11 protein-coding genes and 1 pseudogene are annotated in these 19307 nt (G+C 43.3%); 2 read left to right on the plus strand and 10 right to left on the minus strand.

Annotated elements, in window-relative coordinates; all coding sequences use genetic code 11:
* Nucleotides 1-1428, plus strand: a 1428-nt coding sequence (locus L1264_RS17690) for a phospholipase effector Tle1 domain-containing protein (RefSeq protein ID WP_235404315.1), incomplete at its 5' end; no start/stop codon positions are given.
* Here the strand turns inward: L1264_RS17690 and L1264_RS17695 are convergent.
* The 5 genes and pseudogenes from L1264_RS17695 to arfA form a co-directional block, all read right to left on the minus strand.
* Nucleotides 1425-2177, minus strand: a complete 753-nt coding sequence (locus L1264_RS17695) for a substrate-binding periplasmic protein (RefSeq protein WP_199527462.1) — start codon at nt 2175-2177, stop codon at nt 1425-1427. The two genes, L1264_RS17690 and L1264_RS17695, sit on opposite strands and share 4 nt — an antisense overlap.
* Before the next feature lie 588 nt (nt 2178-2765).
* Nucleotides 2766-5400, minus strand: a pseudogene (locus L1264_RS17700) (glycosyl hydrolase family 18 protein).
* A gap of 65 nt (nt 5401-5465) precedes the next feature.
* Nucleotides 5466-7064: a lytic polysaccharide monooxygenase gene (locus L1264_RS17705; RefSeq protein WP_235404317.1), complete on the minus strand. Its 1599-nt coding sequence runs from the start codon at nt 7062-7064 to the stop codon at nt 5466-5468.
* A gap of 61 nt (nt 7065-7125) precedes the next feature.
* Complete coding sequence (locus L1264_RS17710; RefSeq protein ID WP_235404319.1) at nt 7126-10290, minus strand: glycosyl hydrolase family 18 protein; 3165 nt, start codon at nt 10288-10290, stop codon at nt 7126-7128.
* 464 nt (nt 10291-10754) lie between these two features.
* Nucleotides 10755-10946: an alternative ribosome rescue factor ArfA gene (gene arfA / locus L1264_RS17715; RefSeq protein ID WP_054563243.1), complete on the minus strand. Its 192-nt coding sequence runs from the start codon at nt 10944-10946 to the stop codon at nt 10755-10757.
* A 232-nt stretch (nt 10947-11178) separates the two neighbouring features.
* Between arfA and L1264_RS17720 the strand changes: the two genes are divergently transcribed.
* Nucleotides 11179-13050 carry a monovalent cation:proton antiporter-2 (CPA2) family protein gene (locus tag L1264_RS17720; protein WP_235404321.1) on the plus strand — a complete coding sequence of 624 codons (1872 nt, stop codon included), beginning with the start codon at nt 11179-11181 and terminating at the stop codon, nt 13048-13050.
* A gap of 637 nt (nt 13051-13687) precedes the next feature.
* On the opposite strand, the gene L1264_RS17725 is transcribed toward L1264_RS17720, so the two are convergent.
* From L1264_RS17725 to L1264_RS17745, 5 genes are all read right to left on the minus strand, one after another.
* Nucleotides 13688-14161 (minus strand): RES family NAD+ phosphorylase, encoded by a 474-nt coding sequence (locus tag L1264_RS17725; RefSeq protein WP_199527457.1) that lies wholly within the window; start codon nt 14159-14161, stop codon nt 13688-13690.
* Nucleotides 14161-14595 (minus strand): type II RES/Xre toxin-antitoxin system antitoxin, encoded by a 435-nt coding sequence (gene parS, locus L1264_RS17730; RefSeq protein ID WP_199527456.1) that lies wholly within the window; start codon nt 14593-14595, stop codon nt 14161-14163. The genes L1264_RS17725 and parS overlap by 1 nt, the downstream gene beginning before the upstream one ends.
* A gap of 118 nt (nt 14596-14713) precedes the next feature.
* The gene (locus tag L1264_RS17735; protein WP_199527455.1) at nt 14714-17257 is read right to left on the minus strand and encodes a TonB-dependent receptor plug domain-containing protein; all 2544 of its coding nucleotides are present in this window, start codon (nt 17255-17257) and stop codon (nt 14714-14716) included.
* Between the two features lie 312 nt (nt 17258-17569).
* Nucleotides 17570-18217: a UPF0149 family protein gene (locus L1264_RS17740; protein WP_135926734.1), complete on the minus strand. Its 648-nt coding sequence runs from the start codon at nt 18215-18217 to the stop codon at nt 17570-17572.
* An 86-nt stretch (nt 18218-18303) separates the two neighbouring features.
* Nucleotides 18304-19260 (minus strand): sensor histidine kinase, encoded by a 957-nt coding sequence (locus tag L1264_RS17745; protein WP_135926733.1) that lies wholly within the window; start codon nt 19258-19260, stop codon nt 18304-18306.
* Nucleotides 19261-19307 lie beyond the last annotated feature (47 nt).

Raw genomic sequence — 19307 nt, forward strand, 5'->3', positions numbered from 1 at the left:
AGCTTCAAAGAAGACGCCAGTATCTCAAATATTCTCAAACTTCATTTACTGTTTGGCGGTGCACTAAATAGTGAACCTGAGACCCCCTTCCCGAGCCAGCTTAGTTTTTATTACCAAGGTATAGGTACTCAAGGTAGTCGCTTTAAGCGTTTATTTAACCAGGCCTTAGCTCCTAGAGGTGATGACGTTGCCAGCATTTTAAACCGTGCAATGAATGACTTTAAAAGCTACTACGCTGTGGGTGATAAAGTTTTACTAACCGGTTTTAGCCGCGGTGCGGCTCTTGCGCGGCGCTTTGCAAAATGCCTTGAACCACTGATCAGTGATGACGTATACCTTTGTGTATTTGACACTGTGGCCTCAATTGGTTTTTCAAAAGTAACTAAAGCAACCCGCGGTGCAGAGCATGTTATTTTTGAAAACTACACGCTAGCAAGCAATATAAAAGCAGCCCTTCATTGCGTGGCTCTTGATGAAAAGCGCCGTGCTTTTGAGCCAACATTAATTAACAAAGCCCCCCATGTTGAAGAAATATGGTTTGCGGGAGCTCATTCAGACGTAGGTGGCGGTTATTATCGTGATGGATTAGCAGATATTTGCTTACGTTATGCCATTGAGTGGTTAATTGAACAAAGTGTCTCACTTAATCTACTGACAAGCGCAGAAATAAACTACAACAGTTTGCTCCCTGCTGAGCATCGCAATTTGATAGCGCAAGATGATGTGACAGTAACCCCAGATCCGCTTGCTCTGAGCCATCAGCAAAATTATTTTTGGTTCAATCCGTTATTCAAGCTTGTAGATCGCGAGTGTTGCGTGTTGGTTGATAACGAACAAAGCGAACACCCACCTACTATTCATTACACAGTTGCAGAACGTATCAATCGCTTAACAAGTTACCGTCCTGAATCACTAAAGAGCCTTAATTATGATGTACTTTACAGTGATGAAACTCGTTTAAGTTTTACAGGATTAAGCCCACATATTGCGCTTGATAAACAAAATATGACGGTACTTAGCATAGATGAAAGTAAAGATGTATTTGTGTATGGCGCCGAAAAGTACAATCATACAGGCTTAATGTTAGAGCAAGGTGGTACCTATCGATTCACTCCCTACCCAGAACAAATTTGGTATGACGATGGTATCAGCTGTGGGCCCGGCGGTTGGCATCGCGACAATATTCAACTTGGAGTGAAAGAAATTCCAATGGCAGTGCTTGAACCATTTAGACGTTTGCCACACGCACAATGGTTTGCGCTGATTGGCGCAATAGACAACAACGACGAAAACTTGTTTGAGATTGCCGAAGGTGCCGATATTCGGATTGCAAAATCGGGTGAGTTTTGCCCTTTTGCCAACGACCTAAACCGCTTTTATGGTGCAAACGCGGGCCGCATAAAGCTTCGTGTTACGCGTTTAGGTTAATTTGTAACATAGCGAGCGATAATTTCTTTTATCGCTTGCTTATTCGACACAATTGCTTGGCTAATCGCAGCCCTTTCATTAGCATCCAAAGTTACTTTACTCAGCATCAAATACACATCGTTATTGTGTATTATATAGGGGTGAAGGGCGATACCACTGTGTTGATTATTTTGAATTAAATAAAGCCCTGCTAATTCGTCATCAATAAAAAAATCAACCCGCTTAGCGCTAAGCATAGCAACGCGCTGACGTAACGAAGGGACAGTGATCAGCTGCGATTTATATTTTTCCACAGTACTAAAGTGTGAAAATTCGGGGCCATAATAACTACCGCTGTTTGATAAGATAATTTGTTGTTGTTCAAGCAAGCCTTGCAGATCAAGCTTTTCTAAAAATGGTTTCGGATACCAAAATAACCGCATGACTTCTAGACGATAAGGCTCTGAAAAATAACTAAATGTATCTCGTTCTTTGCTATAACTCGCCGCAGGCAACAGATCAACATTGCCATGCTTTAGTTCAGCAAAGCCCCGTTTTGACGAAGGCATAATGACGTATTTAGCGCAAAACCCAGCTTCTTTAAGTACTAAGTTAACCACATCTATATCAATACCTGTGAGCTTTCCATTTTGCGTAAAAGTATACGGCGCCCACTGCTGACTAATTCCCACTTTTAAGGTTTTATTGCAGCTAAAAGCCGAGTTGCTTACTACAGCAACAACAAGTAAAAACAGCGCTTTTAACCCCATCAACCCACCTTAGCTTAACTACCTACAGACCGCTTTATTCAAGTATGGTTGATAATACCTGAAAGACCAGTGTGTGAAATGAGAAACAGAAAGTTAGCAAGCAGACAAAGGAAAATTCGCTGGGGTAAGAGGGAAAGTTAGCAAGCTTCAAGGGGAAAGTTACAAGATTCGAGGTGCGAGATACGAGTCTGTAGCAGAGATTTTACATCACGTCCTAGAACCCAGAACCTGATGACGCGGGATAAACCCGCTGCTACATGTAGGCGTGAAACTTGTTTCGCGCGTCTGACCGCTGAAGGCGGAGTAGGTCGTCATTTATGGCGACACAAAACCGTTAACATAAACGGGCTAAAGCCCGACCTACAAGTTATTTTAGTGGTTTAAATACTCCTCCCGCGAAATAAATTTCAAACATTTCACTTTAATTGTCGCGGCATAAAGCCGCTGCTACAGGTCGTCTGACCGCTGAAGGCTGAAAGCTGAAAGTTTCTTTCCCCTTTCTAACTTCCCCCCACAAAAAAGCAGCCATAAGGCTGCTTTGAAGGGAAATCACATTTTAATGATGGGCATTAAATGTGGTTATTACACTTAAAGTGCTTTCCATACATCCGCGACACCTGGCTCGTCTCCTTGAGTCCACCATTTCGCTTCGTATTTATTGCCTTGGTGAGTGACTTGGTCGCCACCGTTGTAGATACCCGCCGCTTGCCACACAACATCACCATTACCGTCGGTTGGTTGTGAAGTTGCTTCCCATGGGCCACCTAAATCAGGGCGATCACCTTGTGTCCACCACTTAGCTGTGTACTCTACGCCGTTGTACGTTACTTTATCACCACCTACATAGATTGCAGTATCACTCCAGCTGATTTCACCATCTGGCGGAGTTGTTGTGCCAGAATCTGTCACGGTGACATTAAAGCTCACTGCTGTTGCAGTTTGACCATCACTTACCGAAACCGATACAACATAACTAGTATCTGCATCAACGCTGCCCGCTTGTAAACTCACATCAGCTCCTGAGCCCACTAACGTTAAGCCTGCTGGCACTGCCCAGCTGTATAAAAGTGCATCGCCATCAGCATCAGATGCCGAAACAGCCACGTCCACACTCGCGTCTTCTGCCACTGTTTTATCAGCAATTGCCGCAACAATTGGTGCTTGGTTCTCGCCTGTTGTTGGTGCTACAACATTCACAGTGACGTTACGGCTAACACTTGCCTCGCCATCGCTCACACTCACAGCAACCGTGTATTGCGTATCAACAGTCACTGATGGCGCAGTAATAACAAGGGTATTTGAATTTTCGCCGGTTACTGTTAACGCGCTGTCAGCAGTCCAGCTAAAGCTTAGTGGATCGTTATCTGCGTCAGTTGCCGATGCACTAACAGATACACTTTCGCCTGAGTTAACAGATACGGTGCTTGATACAGATAGCACGGGCGCTCTATTGCTAGGCTCAGTGACTGTGCCGCCAAGTGCTTCATGCATTGCGTTGAGGATATCACCATTATCTGCGTCAATTTCCCATGCAAACAGGCCACCTAGATTATATTGATTAACATAAGCACCTTTTGCCAAAACTGAACGACGGTTATCGTATGTAATTAATTTTCCGTTACTACGGTTCCATACATAAGCGGCTTCGGCTTGTTCGTCATAACCTGTTTCAAAACCATTTATGCCATTTTCTGCAGCGCCCAGCATGTAGGTTTTAATGCCTTTATAATCGATAACACCGTCTTCCCATACACCTTGCGCTGTAGTGCCTTTTAGTTTGCCATTACCGGGGGCTGTCATTGGGTTATCAGCGATAGTCGCGTTTTCTGGATAAACGCCTTCCCAACCACGACCATACATAGCAGTACCCACCACAATTTTTCTTCGATGGTACGTTTTGCGCGAGTAGAGTTTGCACTGCATTATCAGTTGTATAAGCAGGGCCTTTATATGGAACGCCTTCTTCATCAACACCTGTGCCATCACACTGACCAACACGGAAATGCGATGAACAATAAAGCGCAGCCTGATGGCCTGTTACATTGCTCCATGCACCATAATAGTCGTAGCTCATTAAGAAAATGTAATCCATATATTGTTGAGCTTGTGAGTAGTCGACATCTTCAATTTTGTCGTAACCTGCACCAATCGCTGATGTTAACTCATACTCACGACCTGTCTCGGCTTCAAGCTTATCAAGCATCGCGCGCAGCTCTTGCATCAGCGCTACGTATGCTGGGCCGTCAGCAACTGGGTCGCCTAAGTTTGGATTAGCACCCTGACCACCCGGGTATTCCCAGTCAATATCAACACCGTCGTAGAACTTCCACGTTCTTAAAAACTCTTCCATTGATGCCACAAATGTGTCGCGGTTTGCTTTATCGGTAAAATAAGCAAATGGGTCTGATAAAGTCCAACCACCTACTGATGGTAAAATTTTCAGATCAGGGTAACGCTGCTTTAACGCCATTAACTGCGAATACGTACCACGAATTGGGTCATTACTATCAACACCTGGTAACGCTTTTTGAATCGCAGCCCAAGGGTCGTGGATCACCACTTCAAAATCTTGCGAGCCAGCACAGGCAGTATTTAACGCGTTTTTAGGCCCACCTGTTAACGAGTCATTAGGTCCACAAATTGGAATAAATCCATACAAGATATGACTGAGGTTTTGCGCTGGGATATTAGTTACGTCGAAATCGCGACCATAAATACCCCATTCAACAAAGTAGGCACCGGTTACAAGGCCATCTTTGGTGCCAATATCTTGGTTGTTTGGATCATAATCCATCGGCAATGGCGCTAAGTGACCGCCATCTGTATCGGCAATAACAATTGGCTTACCTTCACTGCGAGCACAGGTGGTACCGCCTTCACATAGTTCTACATATAATGTGTGACGACCAGCTTTATCATACGGGAAGCTAATAACACCACTTTTAGTGCCTGCTGCCAGCGAGCCTTCATTAACCAACATATCATCGAAGTACACTTTATAGCTGTCGCCGCCGTCACCACTCCATGCGTTCCATTCAATGCTGATAGTGACTTCATCAACGCGGTTCACCAAGCTCTTATATGAACCGGTGCCTTCAAGATCAACCTCAACAAATGAGTACTCTTGTGGCTCCCAAATAATGGTTGGTGTTGAAGGTGCTGCATTCGCTGCACTTGCAAAGAGTGCAACACCAATGGCTGCGCTTAATTGTTTTATATTCATGATTCTCTCTTATCTGTTTTTATATAGCGTTACGCTGTTATTGATAAAGTTTGAACTACAAAACTTTAGATTTCTGTCCATACTTGGCTGGCACCCGGTACATCTCCTTGGGTCCACCACTGCGCTCGATAGCGCTGTCCTTGATAGGTTACTTCGTCGCCGCCTTGATAGGCTTTGCCGCTGTTCCACTCGATTGATGCACTGCCAGATTCAAGCTGCCATGCATCACTACTGTCTGGTTGTGCGCCTTGGTTCCACCATTTCGCACTGTAGATTCCGCCGTTAAAACTCACTTTATCGCCCGTGTTGTATTGGCTTGTGCTATTCCAAGCAGGCACGCTCGGATCAACAGGGTTAGGGTCGATTACAGTGCTATTAAGTACAGTCACGGTAAAACTTACTTGGCTTGTGAGTTCGCCATCTGACACAGATACACTCACGGTGTAACTTGCATCAGCATCCACAGCAGGGGCAGTTAGCGTGATGTTGGCATCGCTGCCCGTAAAGCTCAGTGGTGCAGGAATATCCCAGCTATAAGTTAATGTGCTTTGTTGATCATCAAAGGCGTGCAGGTGTATCGCGGTGCTACTGCCTTCTTCGACTTGAAGGTCATCTGGTTGATGAATAATCGGCGCGGTATTATCAGGTGCAGCTTGTACGCTTAGTGCAAAGCTGTAGTTTGCATTCGTTGTAAAGACTTGATTTATCAGTAAATCTGTAGCATCAAAGGCAATATCTCCAGCGCTATTTTGCACGCCAATATTAACTAAGTGCGCGTAATTAAGGTTTAACAGCGCTGCAAATTCAGCCTGCCAATTAGCTTGATTATCAGTTGTGATCTGCATTTGTTGAGTAAGTAACTCTTGACCATTTTCATCAAATAATCGCGCTGACACACTACCGCCAACCTCGCCGTTTTGCCCTTGACGAACAAAGTAGCTGATTGCTGTCCAATCGCTTGGCTTTGTCGGGGTCGCATCGCTAACGATATTAATATCGCTACAGTTGTAGAAGCCTTCGCCACCGGCATCATCTCGTTGCCAACGCGTGTATAAAATGGCATCGCCACTGCGCCCTTGTGGAATAGACACGCTCATTTCATAGTAACGGTCGTTGTTAGCATCAATGCTAAAATCAAGATTACCGTACTCTTCAACAAGCTCTAGGTCATCCCAAGTAAGCACTTGAGTCGCACTATCAAAGCCCGGTTTTGTTAAATAAAACTGCCAAAAACTCGGGTTATGCGGCGTACTCGCTAAAAAGCGCACTAAAATATCGCCATTTGCATTAGGAATAACCTCACTGCGTTGCCAATGCGCTGAAGGTAAATCCATACCGCGTTTTTCTGGGTCGCCTGCGGCACATAATCGGCCATCAGGTACACTTTTTTTTACTGCTTCAAGGTCAGTGTAGTTAACCGTATTTGCCGAGTATTCAATGTCTTGCACAAACTGCACATGCCCTGCTTCAACAAACGCTGCCCGACAAGCAAGGTTAGGGATCCCCGTGCCATCAGCAGGCCACCAGTACCCGCCATCAGCATTACAAAATGCTTGGCGTGCCTTTGGGCTTTCTAAGAATCCGTGGGCATTCACATGGCTTGATACACAGGCAAGCAGCATGCTGGTTGCCACTGCCGATAAAGACAATGCCTTTGATTTCATTACATTCATTGTTGTTCTCGCTGTAGAAATGCGGAGCAAAGTCCTTGCTCCGCTTAGTTGGTTAAAGCGTGCAACTCACCGTCCAGTCAGCAGATGTGCCTGGCTCTGTGCTCGTCCACCACTTTGCTTCGTAAATCACGTTGTTGTGATTCATTAGGTCGCCGCCAACAGCATGGCTTGGATTACCAGCCCAATCAGTTTGCGGCCAATCTGGATACACAGGGATGCTTGCTACATCAACACCATTACAGCTTCCCTCGCCACCCGTATCACCACCGGTGTCACCGCCAGTATCACCACTGCCAGCAGTGCCATCTGGTAGCATTGGGTATTCGTATTTGAAGGCGTAGGTTTTGCCATTTTTCTCAATCGTGAAGTTAGTTGGCCCCGTAATTGGCATGTAGTACATAACTTGTGCCTCAACGGTTTCACCTGTGTTAAATGACTTTTCGATACCGCCCCACTCATTCACTAAGGTGATTGAAAAACGATGGAACTCATTTTCAAAGCCGCCGATATTATCGCCAGCTGCATTCGAGCCATTCGCTTCAACAGCCATGCCGAGCTTTTCTTGTGCATTCCAATTTGATTTGAAAATTGCAGAGGTAGAAACAGGCACATCAAAGCTGATTTTCGCGCCGCTTAAGTCGATATCTGAGTTATTCGTGAATGCGAATGTAGGTGAAATCGGATAGTTATCATCACCAATTGGGAAGTCTTTCACCGTAAAGCTTACGTCAACCGCTTCGCTTGGAATGGTAAAATCAACATTACCTTGATGAGTGTTATAAGCCACACCACTTTGGTTAAATTTATCGTAAGCAAGTGTGGTTAAGCTTGAGCCCATGAAGTACTCACCTTTCGCTGAGTCATAATCATAGTCACCGGCAAGCTCCCAAAACATGATGCCGCCAAGGCCATTGTTGATAACATAATCAACTTTGGTTGCCATTGATTGCTCATCTTCAATTGATAAGAAAACCTTTTTCTCTGCATTCCAAAGCCATGGAGCAACCGCTACATCATCATAGAAACGTGTGTAAGTACCTGTTAATACATCGTCTGCATCGGTTTCTGGCGTTAAACCATAGATTTCAAGGTAAGATGGATTAATACCATTTTCGAGATTTTTCGCATGCCATAGTGGGTTCGAACCTGCAGGCATTTCTTCACCAACATCGTTCTTATCGTGCCATAGGTTATCGATGCCAAGTGCGCCATTACCGCATTGGTTTTTCTCACCAACGCCTGTCCCTTTCGCACATTTTGATTGATCGGGTAGCGCTGCTTGGCCCCATAAACCATTAGTACCACCTGATACATCTTTAAAGCCACGGGTGTAATATGGAATACCAATATTGATTCGACCCGCAGAAACCGCGCCGCGGAAATAACGCACAGCCCAATCCGTATTTAAGTAACCAATTCCTTCAAACTCAGCGGTGGTATAAACGCCCCATTGCGCTAATTCAGAATCAAGACCGGTATCAAACAAGGCTGCGTTGTGGCCTACATGTGAATTCCATGCACCATGTAAGTCATAAGACATAATGTTAACGTAATCGAGATACTTCACGCTTTGGAATGTTTCCATGCCACGTAATAAGTAACCTGAAGATGGTGAAGCAATCGTTAATAAGTAATGCTTACCTGCCTTTTCACCTGCAATATCAAGTTCTTCACGTAGTTTTTGCATCAATACACGATACGATGCATTAAGGCCTGCGCGACGCGCATTAGAGATAGGAAAATCATCAGGGTGGCCTGAGTCGTTCATTGACGATGGGTATTCGTAATCAATATCGACACCATCAAAACCGTAGGTTTCAATAAACTCAACCGCGCTTTTCGCAAAAGCATCAATTCCCGCTTGGTTCACAGAGCCATCGGCATTGGTTGTCATCGTGTAGAAACCACCGCTGTTTACGCGAGTACCGTCTTCACCAAAATAACCACCTGTTTCAGCCCAGCCACCTACAGAGATTAAGGTTTTTACATCTGGGTGTTGTTTTTTGAATTTATTGAGTAAGTTAAAGTGACCTGTGTAACTAAAACTTGGATCCATTTCAGCACCTGTAACGCCCGGCCAAGTCATATTTGTCGCTGGGTTGCCAGCTGCATTGGGATCACCAATCGAGACCTTGTTATTGCCATCAACATGCGCAAAGGCATAGTTGATATGGGTGATCTTGTCCCAAGGAATATCATTCACTAAGTAGCTTGGCTGACCATTGGCACCATTTCGCCAACTCGTAAAATAACCAATAACTCGACGTGGATGATCGGCGCCCATTTTCTCACGGCCATTTGTATCATACACGCTACAGTATGGGGTATTCACACCCGGTGTTTGGTATAAGCCTTGCGGTTTACAATCGCTACCAGGTTCTGTTGCTTCAACAACATTCACAACTTTGCTTTGCGTATTCGTCGCGCCTTCGTTATCGGTCACCGTTAAGGTAAATGAAAATTGTCCAAGTGCTGGAGCCTGCCACGTATAACTTGAAGAAGCGGCACTGGCTTGATGAACTTCAGTGCTGTTTTCAGTTAACGATAACGCAGTTACTTGGCCATCGCTATCAGTGCCAGAAAGCGCAAACATCACACTGTCACCCACCGTTACTTGTGATGGTAGTGAGCTAAATTCAATGCTCGCCACGGGCGCTTGGTTAACCGGCTCAACGTCATCAGATACACTCACTGAATGTGCGACCGCTGTAGAGGTTAGCCCTAAATCATCCGTTGCGACCGCACTTATCACATGGCTGCCTTGCGTTGCTTGCCAGCTCGCTGAATAAGGTGCGCTTGTCACAACACTCAGCGATGTACCATCAACAAAAAACTCAACATTTGCCACGCTGCCATCCGGATCCACAGCGACCACATTTATGACAACGCTGTCACCACTAGTAAATAAAGAACCTTCTACTGGTGTTAAGCTGCTAATTTGAGGTACTTGATTTTCGTTGACAACGCTGTCACAAGCACCCAACAAACGCCACTCTTGATCGACACCAGAGGTCTCCACAGGATTGGTTTGCGTCCACCACTTCGCTTCATAAGCGCTACCTTGTGCCTGAACCTGATCACCACCAACATGTGTTTGCCCTTGTTGCCACACTTCTAAGTTGCTGCAATCAATCGCAGCCTGTGCTGTAAAGCCGTATAAACCTAGCGACAGCGCACTCAGTTTAAAGGCATTTTTTATTAATTTATGCGAGCTCATTCGCTCCCTCCGCCCAAAGTTTTAATAACATTTATTTTACAAATCCAACTTTAAAGTAACACAAAGCGCTATTACGTCAAGCTTGTATTTACCTTTAAAGGGTAAAATAAACACACTTTTTGATGCGAGATTCAGTTAAAACTACTAAAAAAGAATTAATTATTTTTATCAAAAAGCAAAAACGAGGATGATTCTACCGAGTAAGAATGAACACAAAGTTAACAATATTTTAACCATGGAAAGCACGGTACTTCTGGCTTGTATAAAAAACAAGCAACGTTTGTGTGAGGGTAGCCGAAAATAATTACCGTATCGATTATGGGTATATAACGAATAAATTAGTTTTCAGGTAATAATTTCTATAAAAATTGAGTGAAAATTATTCTTAACACGAAATTTAGTCATAAAAAAAGCAAACACTCAGTGTTTGCTTTTCACAAAAATCCTATTTGATCACAACTTAATTAAGCAGCGATTAAATAGGACTCTCGTCCTGCATGTTTTGCCTTACGTTGATAAGCACCTTTACCTTTTTTTGGTTTCTCTACTTTTGCTGTAAACAGCTTAGATGTCACCATTGCGGCGTACACATTGTCGTTAATTACACCGCGACCAGTATCAACTTGGCCTTGTGTGCGTTGTTTCTTTTTGCTCATTTTTTGCTCCTATTAAATGTGTTGCGAGTATATACCTAGCCAAACTCTACGCAAGCGATTTTTAAGAAAAAACAATGATTTTTTACCCCTCACTTTGTCTTAAGCACTTTTACTAAACATCATGCCTTGTTGTCATTTTATAGACTAAATTCGCATTTTGATTGCATTCACTACCTAACTGCTGGCAAAACTAGCAAAAACAACCATAGTTAATTAAAAAAACAGGATTACGATGACTGACTTTCTCTTAATCGCCTACATTTTTCTTCTGGCCGGCATTATTGCCGTACCTATTGCAAGTAAATTAGGGCTTGGCTCTGTGCTTGGCTACTTACTCGCAGGTATTGTTATTGGGCCAACACTGACATTTTTAAATGTTGATGTGATTGCCATCCAGCATTTTGCTGAGTTTGGTGTGGTAATGATGCTATTTATTGTTGGTTTAGAGCTTGAACCCAAAGCACTTTGGTCTATGCGAAAACAGCTTATTGGTCTAGGTGGTGGGCAAGTGATTTTATCTGCTGCCGCCTTTACCGGTATAGGCTTAGCGTTTGGCCATGCTTGGCAAACAGCTCTTACAATAGGCTTAATATTATCGCTTTCATCTACCGCGATTGTGCTGCAAACACTTTCAGAGCGCGGGCTGTTAAAGTCAGATGGCGGCCAAGCCTCATTTAGCGTATTACTCACCCAAGATATTGCTGTAATACCTATGCTTGCGTTTATTCCATTGCTTGCTTTACCAGAATTAGCGCCCGCAATTGCAGATACAGCCCATGCAAGCGAAGACGCGCATGCTGGTTTAAGTTTAGTGGCAAATCTTGAGGGCTGGCAAGCTGCGCTGGTAACCTTGGGTATGATTGCACTAGTGATCTTTGGTGGTAACTACTTAACCGCACCCATTTTTAGATTTGTCGCACAAGCACGGCTTCGTGAACTATTTACCGCAACGGCTTTATTCTTTGTTATTGGTATCGCTTTGATGATGTCATTGGTTGGCTTATCACCTGCGCTTGGCACTTTTTTGGCAGGTGTTGTGCTTGCAAATTCACCTTATAAACATGAACTCGAAAGCAATATCGATCCCTTTAAAGGGCTATTACTAGGTCTATTTTTTATTACCGTTGGTGCCAGCATCAATTTTCAATTACTCGCTGATAACCTCGCTACTATTGTGTTATTAACTGGGGCACTGATTGCAACTAAAACAGCTGTGTTGTTAATTTTAGGCCGTATTTTTGGGCTTAGGGGCGCCTCACTCTGGTTGCTAGCACTGGGGCTTGCGCAAGCTGGTGAATTTGGTTTTGTATTACTTGCTTACAGTGTGTCTAACAATGTATTGGCAGCAGCCCTTGCCGACCAGTTATTACTAGTTGTGACCTTATCAATGCTGCTCTCACCGGGCTTATTCATTCTGTATCAACGTGTGATAGCACCTCGCTTTATTTGTGAGCAAGCCAAGCGAGATGAAGAAGAGTTTCCTGATGATAGCCATGTGATCATTGCAGGCTCAGGCAGAATGGGTGGCCTTGTTGACCGTATTTTGCAAGCAGGTGGATATAACACCACCGTAATTGATTATAAACAACTTGAAGCACTTGAACATGTTGGTATTCGTAACTTCTTTGGTGATGCAACTCGTCCAGATTTACTTAGTGCAGCTGGCATTGAGGATGCAAAATTACTGGTTGTAGCACTTGATGATGCCGAGCAAATAACTAAACTCGTGCGTTATGCTATGCAAAATTACCCGCATTTACATGTTGTTGCCCGTGCAGTAGACCGTCACCATGTGTATGAATTATGGACATACGGTTGTCGCGATATTATTCGCGAAACGTACGACAGCACTATGCGGATGGGCCGTTCTGCTTTTGAAGCGCTTGGTATTGAGCGAGAAAAAGCCCAAGAAATGGTCGATATCTTCAGTGAATTTGATAAAGAGATGCTTAGAGAAGCAGCAGACGCTTACGAAATAGGCGTACCGTTTGAAGAGAACCAAGCCTATATCGATTGCATTAATAAACTGTTTGAAGAAAAAGAACCTAAAATAAAACAACAAATGCGCGAGATATGCGAGCGAGTTGTTAGTAGTTCGAAATAGCAAAAATATTACAATTATGGAGGAGGTGTTTTCACTTCCTCTTTTTCTTCTCATTAACTTTTCTATGTGAAAATAATTTGAACCACAGAGAACACAGAGGCGCTGAGCGCTACACAGAGAAACTTAATGCACAAAGAGGATAAGAGGCGCTGCGCTTTAGAGGAAAATAACTAATTGGCTTAACTATTATCTCGTTGTTTTCTCATTCAGTTCTCTATGTGAATATAGATATTTGAACCACAGAGGGCACCGAGGAGCTGCGCGCTGCGCAGAGAAGGTAATTTCACAAAGAGGATAAGAGGCGCTGCGCTTTAGAGAACTCCTTGTCTTTCTCTGTGCTCTCTATGTCCTCTGTGGTTCGAAAAAAGATCTAGCAAACAGTTAGTCTCGATAAATAGGTTACTGGCTGCGTCTGAGAAGAAGGTTGGAGAAGTTAATTTGGGTTTCCTCGTTGTCTTCTCATTAACTTCTCTTTGTGAAAATAATTTGAACCGCAGAGAACACAGAGGCGCTTCGCGCTACACAGAGCAAACAAATACTCTCAAAGAGACTGCATTGAATAGGATAAAACGCGATATAAAATCGCTGCTACAAACTCGCATCTCGCTAACTTTACCCTTTCCCCTCGCTAACTAATTCAAAGCTTTACAGCCAACCGATTTGGATAGAAAAAGTCTTTGCTATCAATGCATTTTATTTTGCTTATGTCTGTGTGCAATGGATTAATTAAAAAATCGTATTCGTCGGGGCATAAACTAGAAGGAACTTGCAACACGGCTGCTTCCATCGATGCTAGCCAATCAGAACCTAATGCCTGAGTGTCTGTAATATAGGGGTGATCATCCCATGCTTTTGGCAGTTCGCTCGCTACTAGCCTAATAATCTTAAGATCATCAGGGATTTGAATCGTGGTGATACTCAAGTTTTTACTTAATATGTCGGTTGTGTCATTCACTAATCGCTCAAGCATTGCTAAAGAGCGCGAGCTCGCCGTATAAACAATGGGTTTACCTACAAAATGCCACCGCCCCTGTGCATATAAACCACCAAGCCCAGATAACGCATTAGCCATGTCATTATGAACTTTCGGTGCTATTCGGTAGCAAATCATTAAGCTGTGAACCCGTACTCAAGCCCCATTATCACTCGCTTTATCAGTTCACGGCCACGGATAGTATGGATCACTGACTTTGGCTCTTGATTCGCAAATTGAATGTTGGGTGTATTAAGCCACTCATTCCAACGTTTAACGTCACCAAAGTAGGCAATGCCTTGCGATGAAATACGTGCAATCTCTAAAGCATTTTCGCTCAGCTTAGCACTTAAACGTTTTCGGTCTTTACTGTAGCGCTCAAGTGTACGGGTCGTGGTGCCAATAGAGGTTGCTAAAATGTTGGCATCCCAATTCAGCTCTTTAGCGAGTGATCTAATCGCACTGACAGTTACACCTTGTGTTGCAACATTAATCTCATCAATTGTATTAGAATGAATTGTTACTCTGCCATCAGTAACCACGCCTAAATAATCAGTTTCTACAGCATTCATTTTACACCTCGTCGAATTCGACACTTGTCATTTATTATAGTGACAAATGTCGCATACTACAATTAAACAAAAAAATAGCGCCGTTAGGCGCTATTTAAGCTTCATTTCAACTTAGGAATTAAAAACTAAAGCTTAGTTTTGCGTAGTAAGTCATACCATCAAAACCATAAGGCAATGCACGTACAGGGTACTTAAATGCTTTATTCGTAATAAAATCAAGCGCTTCATCTTCGCCTAACTCGTCTGGTGTTACATCAAAGATATTATCAATACCTGCCGATAGCATCAGCTCGTCAGTTAGCTGATAACCAACATTAACATCAACTAATACTGCTGACTCAACCGTGCTTGTGTCTTTAAACTCACCAGTAGGCGATAACTCATCAGGTAAACCTATGTGGTCATTACCAAAGTATTTAACGTCTGTTTCGCCGTAGTAGTTAAAACGTAGCATGCTGTTGAAATCGCCACGATCGTATTCAAATGTTAGTGTTGCACGCTCACCTGGTTGACCATCCGTTAAGAAACTACGTTGTAAATCATCAAGAGCGATTGACTCAGGAACACCTTCTGGCGCATTCACATCATCAATTTCGGTTTCGTTAATGTTACCTGCAAAGGTTGCTGAGAAATTACCGTCATACAAATCAGTACGGTATGAGGCAATAATATCAACCCCTTTGGTGGTTGAATCAACCGAGTTTGAGAAGTAGTTAGCTTGCTGTGCACCTGTTGCATTAAGTGCCGCCACCGCTTCGGCGCTAAACGAAACATCGTCCGCCGACATTAAGCTGCCAAGGGTAATTCTGTCTTTAATTGCAACATGGTAAAAATCAACGGTCAGTGATAAATCGCTTGTTACATTATAAACAAAGCCCGCACTTAAGTTTTCTGAGCTCTCAAGCCCAAGACTATCAACGCCAAGGGCTGACGGAAAATCAGATCCCGCTGTTGCAGTGAATGATTGCAATAACACGCCACCAGCACCTAAGTTTGTGGTGTAAGCTGTATAGGCGCTTTGTTGTAGTGATGGTGCTCTAAAGCCAGAAGAAATCGCACCACGAACAGCAAAGTCATCGGTAATTTCATAGCGAGTTGCTAGCTTGCCAATGATGTCATCACCGGCATCAGAGAAGTCTTCATAACGAAGCGCTGTACTTACCTGCCATGCGTCCGTGATCAGTGTTTCGGCATTAACATAAAATGCATAGCTGTGACGGCTCTCTTTGTTTGACGCTTCAGGACGTAAACCGTTATAAGCTTGGAAGCCACACTCAGCAAATACGCTGCTGTCGTTAACCGCTGGATATGAGGTATCTGAATTTGCTAAGCCACACGCATAAGACGCTTCTTCGCCCGGCACGATTTCGTAATTTTCTTTACGATATTCAGCACCCATCGACACATAAACAGGTTCACTGCGACCAATATCAACAATACCATTTAAATCTGCATTTACTGTTGTTTGATCAAATCTAAAACCACCTGAGTAACCACCTGAAGGGCCAGCATTTGCCGCAATATCAGCATCACTTGCACCTGGGTTATTCGCCACATATTCAGCAGCATACGAGGCATTTAGAGTATTTTTTGAGTTGAAATCATAGCTATTTTCACCATATACGGCCGAAACATCATAGCTCCAATCTGGGTTTAGCTCACCGCGCAGCCCAAGTGAAAACGAAATATCTTCGGCTTCGTTGTCGATGCGAGGTAAAAAGCCATCGCCATATACTTGCACAACGTTCTTCGCTGCTTGGTCAAAGTTACGGTAAAAACCATTGCCTAATGCCGTACGGTTTGAGTATCCACCAAATGAGTAAAGTTCGCTCTCGCCAAGTGGTAACGCCATGTTATAAAACACAGACGTAAATTCGCTATCTGCGTTACCTTGCCCCCAACGAACTTCGTCAGACAGCGTGCCAGCTGGTACATCAACTGAGCCACCGATATCACGCTGTGCGCGGTTGGTGCCATCAGCATCACGGTATTCTAAAGAAAAGTTAATGAAGCCGCCTTCATCGCCTAAATCAAAGCCACGGTTTAAACCCATTGATAGGGTGTCACCATCGCCTTCACCTGTGCTACCTGCTTGCACATAACCCGTTGTAACACCTGTTGAATCGTTTAGCGATAAGTTGATAACACCGGCTATCGCATCAGAGCCATACTGAGCCGCAGCACCATCACGAAGTACTTCAACGCCTTTTAAAGCGGTAAGTGGAATCGCGTTCATATCAGTACCCGCAGCACCGGCACCGACAGTACCATTTAAACCAAAAATAGATTGATTATGACGGCGCTTACCATTGATTAGGACTAGCGTTTGGTCTGGCTGTAAGCCTCGAAGAGTTGCAGGTCTAAATAAGTCAGAGCCATCTGACACTTGCGTACGAGAAAAGTTAAAAGAAGGAGCCGTCGCTTGCAGGCTTTGGCCAAGTTCAGTGAAACCACCTTTGTTTAAATCGTCAGCATCAATCAAATCAACCGGTGATGTTGATTCGGTAGCCGTACGATTGGCAACTCGTGAGCCTAATACAGAGATTTGTTCGATATTTTTATCTGCTTTTACGCCAGATGCTTGCTCAGCTGCCTGCACTGAAGTCGCAGAAACAGCCACACTGACCGCTACGGCCAGCATACTTAAAGAATGTGTTGTCATGTGTATCCTGTTGATATTCTGGCTTTCCTTAAATCAAAAAGACGCCCCTTTGGAGAAGTTAAGGAAAAGCACTAAGCACGTAATGTTGATTTTAAAAATCAAAAATTGAAAGCTAACTCAAGCCTGCGAGTTACCCCTTGGGAAACATCCTATCAACAAAAAAATGAAATGAAAGAAAAATTTGTTACGACTTAGGTATAATTTTTTCTATTTGTATGATTAATAGATTTTATAAGGGAGGAATTATTCAATTAATAGTAGAAATAAGCAAATTAATGCAACCATTTACTTATCTCTACCAACTCAATCTATTTATTGATCTTGCTCTAACATCGCCAGCTTTTCATCTTCGAGCATTAAGGCCATGGTGGCTATTTCGGCTAAACTCTCGTCTAATGCAGCAAAAAAAGTCGCAAACCCTTCACCCAATTTTTCTGGCTCTGGGTGATTAGCAAGTGCTTGATCCCACATTGCAAAAGTAGTTAATAAATCGAGTGTAGCTTCAAAGTTATCAATGAAAAGCTGCCCTTCTTCACTGGCTTCTTTTTGCTCATCAGCTTGCAGTAAAAACTGTAAGTCACTGTGCCAAATATCTTGATTAACTATGTATGCAGCAATGTAACCGCTGCAAAAGTCTTGTAATGCTTGGCTAGGTTCATTTGCATCAGCATCATTGGAATATAAATGAGCAAGTATTTTCTTTTGCTCAACTTGAGCTTCTGTCACATTATCAAGTAACTCAATCATTGCATCGCGCGGCTCTGAATCGGTCATTAATGTATTGAATATTGATTCATCGTTATCAGCGATATAATTTGCAAGCTCTGACTCACCAAAAAACTCAGAGCAGGCAAGCAGTCCAGCCATAAATCCAATGACCTGATCTAAACTAACTTGATTCGTCTCGCTTTGACTTGCGAGATAGTTTTTCAATACTTCTGAGCTTTCTGTGTTAAACATAGCGTGCCTTTATATTTAATGTTGGTCAGTACTTAGTCTTACACTATCGAATCTACAGCGTTTTGCAACAACTTAAATTGTGTCAATTAGTTAACCACATCTCTAACGTGACTTTGCACTGGAAATACACAACTAATGCGCGTGCCCGTTCCCTCTGTGCTTTGTATTTCAATAGTGCCTTGATGATCATGCACTATCGCATAAACCATGGTCATTCCCATTCCAGTGCCTTCCCCTACCGGTTTGGTCGTGTAGAAAGGATCATATATTTTAGCGATAGTTTCTGCTGACATCCCCACGCCATTGTCTTCAACATCAATATAAATATGATGTTGAAGTTCATAAACCGACACAGTGATCTGCGCTTTTGAGCTACTCGCATCACAAGCTTGCTTTGCATTTATTAATACATTCACAATCACTTGACTGATAGCTGCTAAATTACACCAGCTCTCAGAAATCGTATGGTAGTCAGTTTGTAAATCGCATTCTTTAAGTTGATTCGCTAATAACTTAACTGCACTTTTTACCGCATCAGTCATATCAGCAAACTGTTTGTTATGGCCCTTTGGTCGAGAGAAATCGAGCAAATTTGCAACGATCTTGCTGATCCTTTGTAAACCTTGCGCAGTGTCATTTATTAAGTCAGGCAAATCATCTGCTAAATAACGAACAGAGTGTACCTTGTTTAAATCGGTTAATTGCTGACAAAACGCCGCTTTATCCATTTCACTACAGGCAAATTCATCACATTTAGCTAATAATGCACTGAAGTAATTGCAATACTCCTTAAGGGTATCGACATTACTAATGCTATAAGCAAGGGGGTTGTTAATTTCATGGGCAACCCCAGCGCATAGTGTTCCCAAAGTCGCCATTTTTTCTGCTTGAATAAACATTGCTTGATGACGCTCTAAGTCTGCAATTTTTTGTTCAAGCTCACTGTTTAATGCAACAAGAATACGGCTCTTGTCTGCTAACAGTTGCTCTGCCTCTTCCCTAGCTGCTTTTTCTAATAAATAAGCTTGCTTAAAGTCATTCATTTTTCTCTCAAACTTTAGCCTGTATCACTTAAAACCTAGCACAAGCC

Origin of the sequence: Pseudoalteromonas sp. APAL1, from assembly GCF_021532475.1 — a bacterium.
Lineage (GTDB): Bacteria > Pseudomonadota > Gammaproteobacteria > Enterobacterales > Alteromonadaceae > Pseudoalteromonas > Pseudoalteromonas lipolytica_C.

What these genes read in the sequence shown, in the direction of transcription:
- L1264_RS17695 (WP_199527462.1), bottom strand. Translation starts at nt 2,177, where the DNA reads ATGGGGTTAAAAGCGCTGTTTTTACTTGTTGTTGCTGTAGTAAGCAAC.
- L1264_RS17705 (WP_235404317.1), bottom strand. Translation starts at nt 7,064, where the DNA reads ATGAAATCAAAGGCATTGTCTTTATCGGCAGTGGCAACCAGCATGCTG.
- L1264_RS17710 (WP_235404319.1), bottom strand. Translation starts at nt 10,290, where the DNA reads ATGAGCTCGCATAAATTAATAAAAAATGCCTTTAAACTGAGTGCGCTG.
- arfA (WP_054563243.1), bottom strand. Translation starts at nt 10,946, where the DNA reads ATGAGCAAAAAGAAACAACGCACACAAGGCCAAGTTGATACTGGTCGC.
- L1264_RS17720 (WP_235404321.1), top strand. Translation starts at nt 11,179, where the DNA reads ATGACTGACTTTCTCTTAATCGCCTACATTTTTCTTCTGGCCGGCATT.
- L1264_RS17725 (WP_199527457.1), bottom strand. Translation starts at nt 14,161, where the DNA reads ATGATTTGCTACCGAATAGCACCGAAAGTTCATAATGACATGGCTAAT.
- parS (WP_199527456.1), bottom strand. Translation starts at nt 14,595, where the DNA reads ATGAATGCTGTAGAAACTGATTATTTAGGCGTGGTTACTGATGGCAGA.
- L1264_RS17735 (WP_199527455.1), bottom strand. Translation starts at nt 17,257, where the DNA reads ATGACAACACATTCTTTAAGTATGCTGGCCGTAGCGGTCAGTGTGGCT.
- L1264_RS17740 (WP_135926734.1), bottom strand. Translation starts at nt 18,217, where the DNA reads ATGTTTAACACAGAAAGCTCAGAAGTATTGAAAAACTATCTCGCAAGT.
- L1264_RS17745 (WP_135926733.1), bottom strand. Translation starts at nt 19,260, where the DNA reads ATGAATGACTTTAAGCAAGCTTATTTATTAGAAAAAGCAGCTAGGGAA.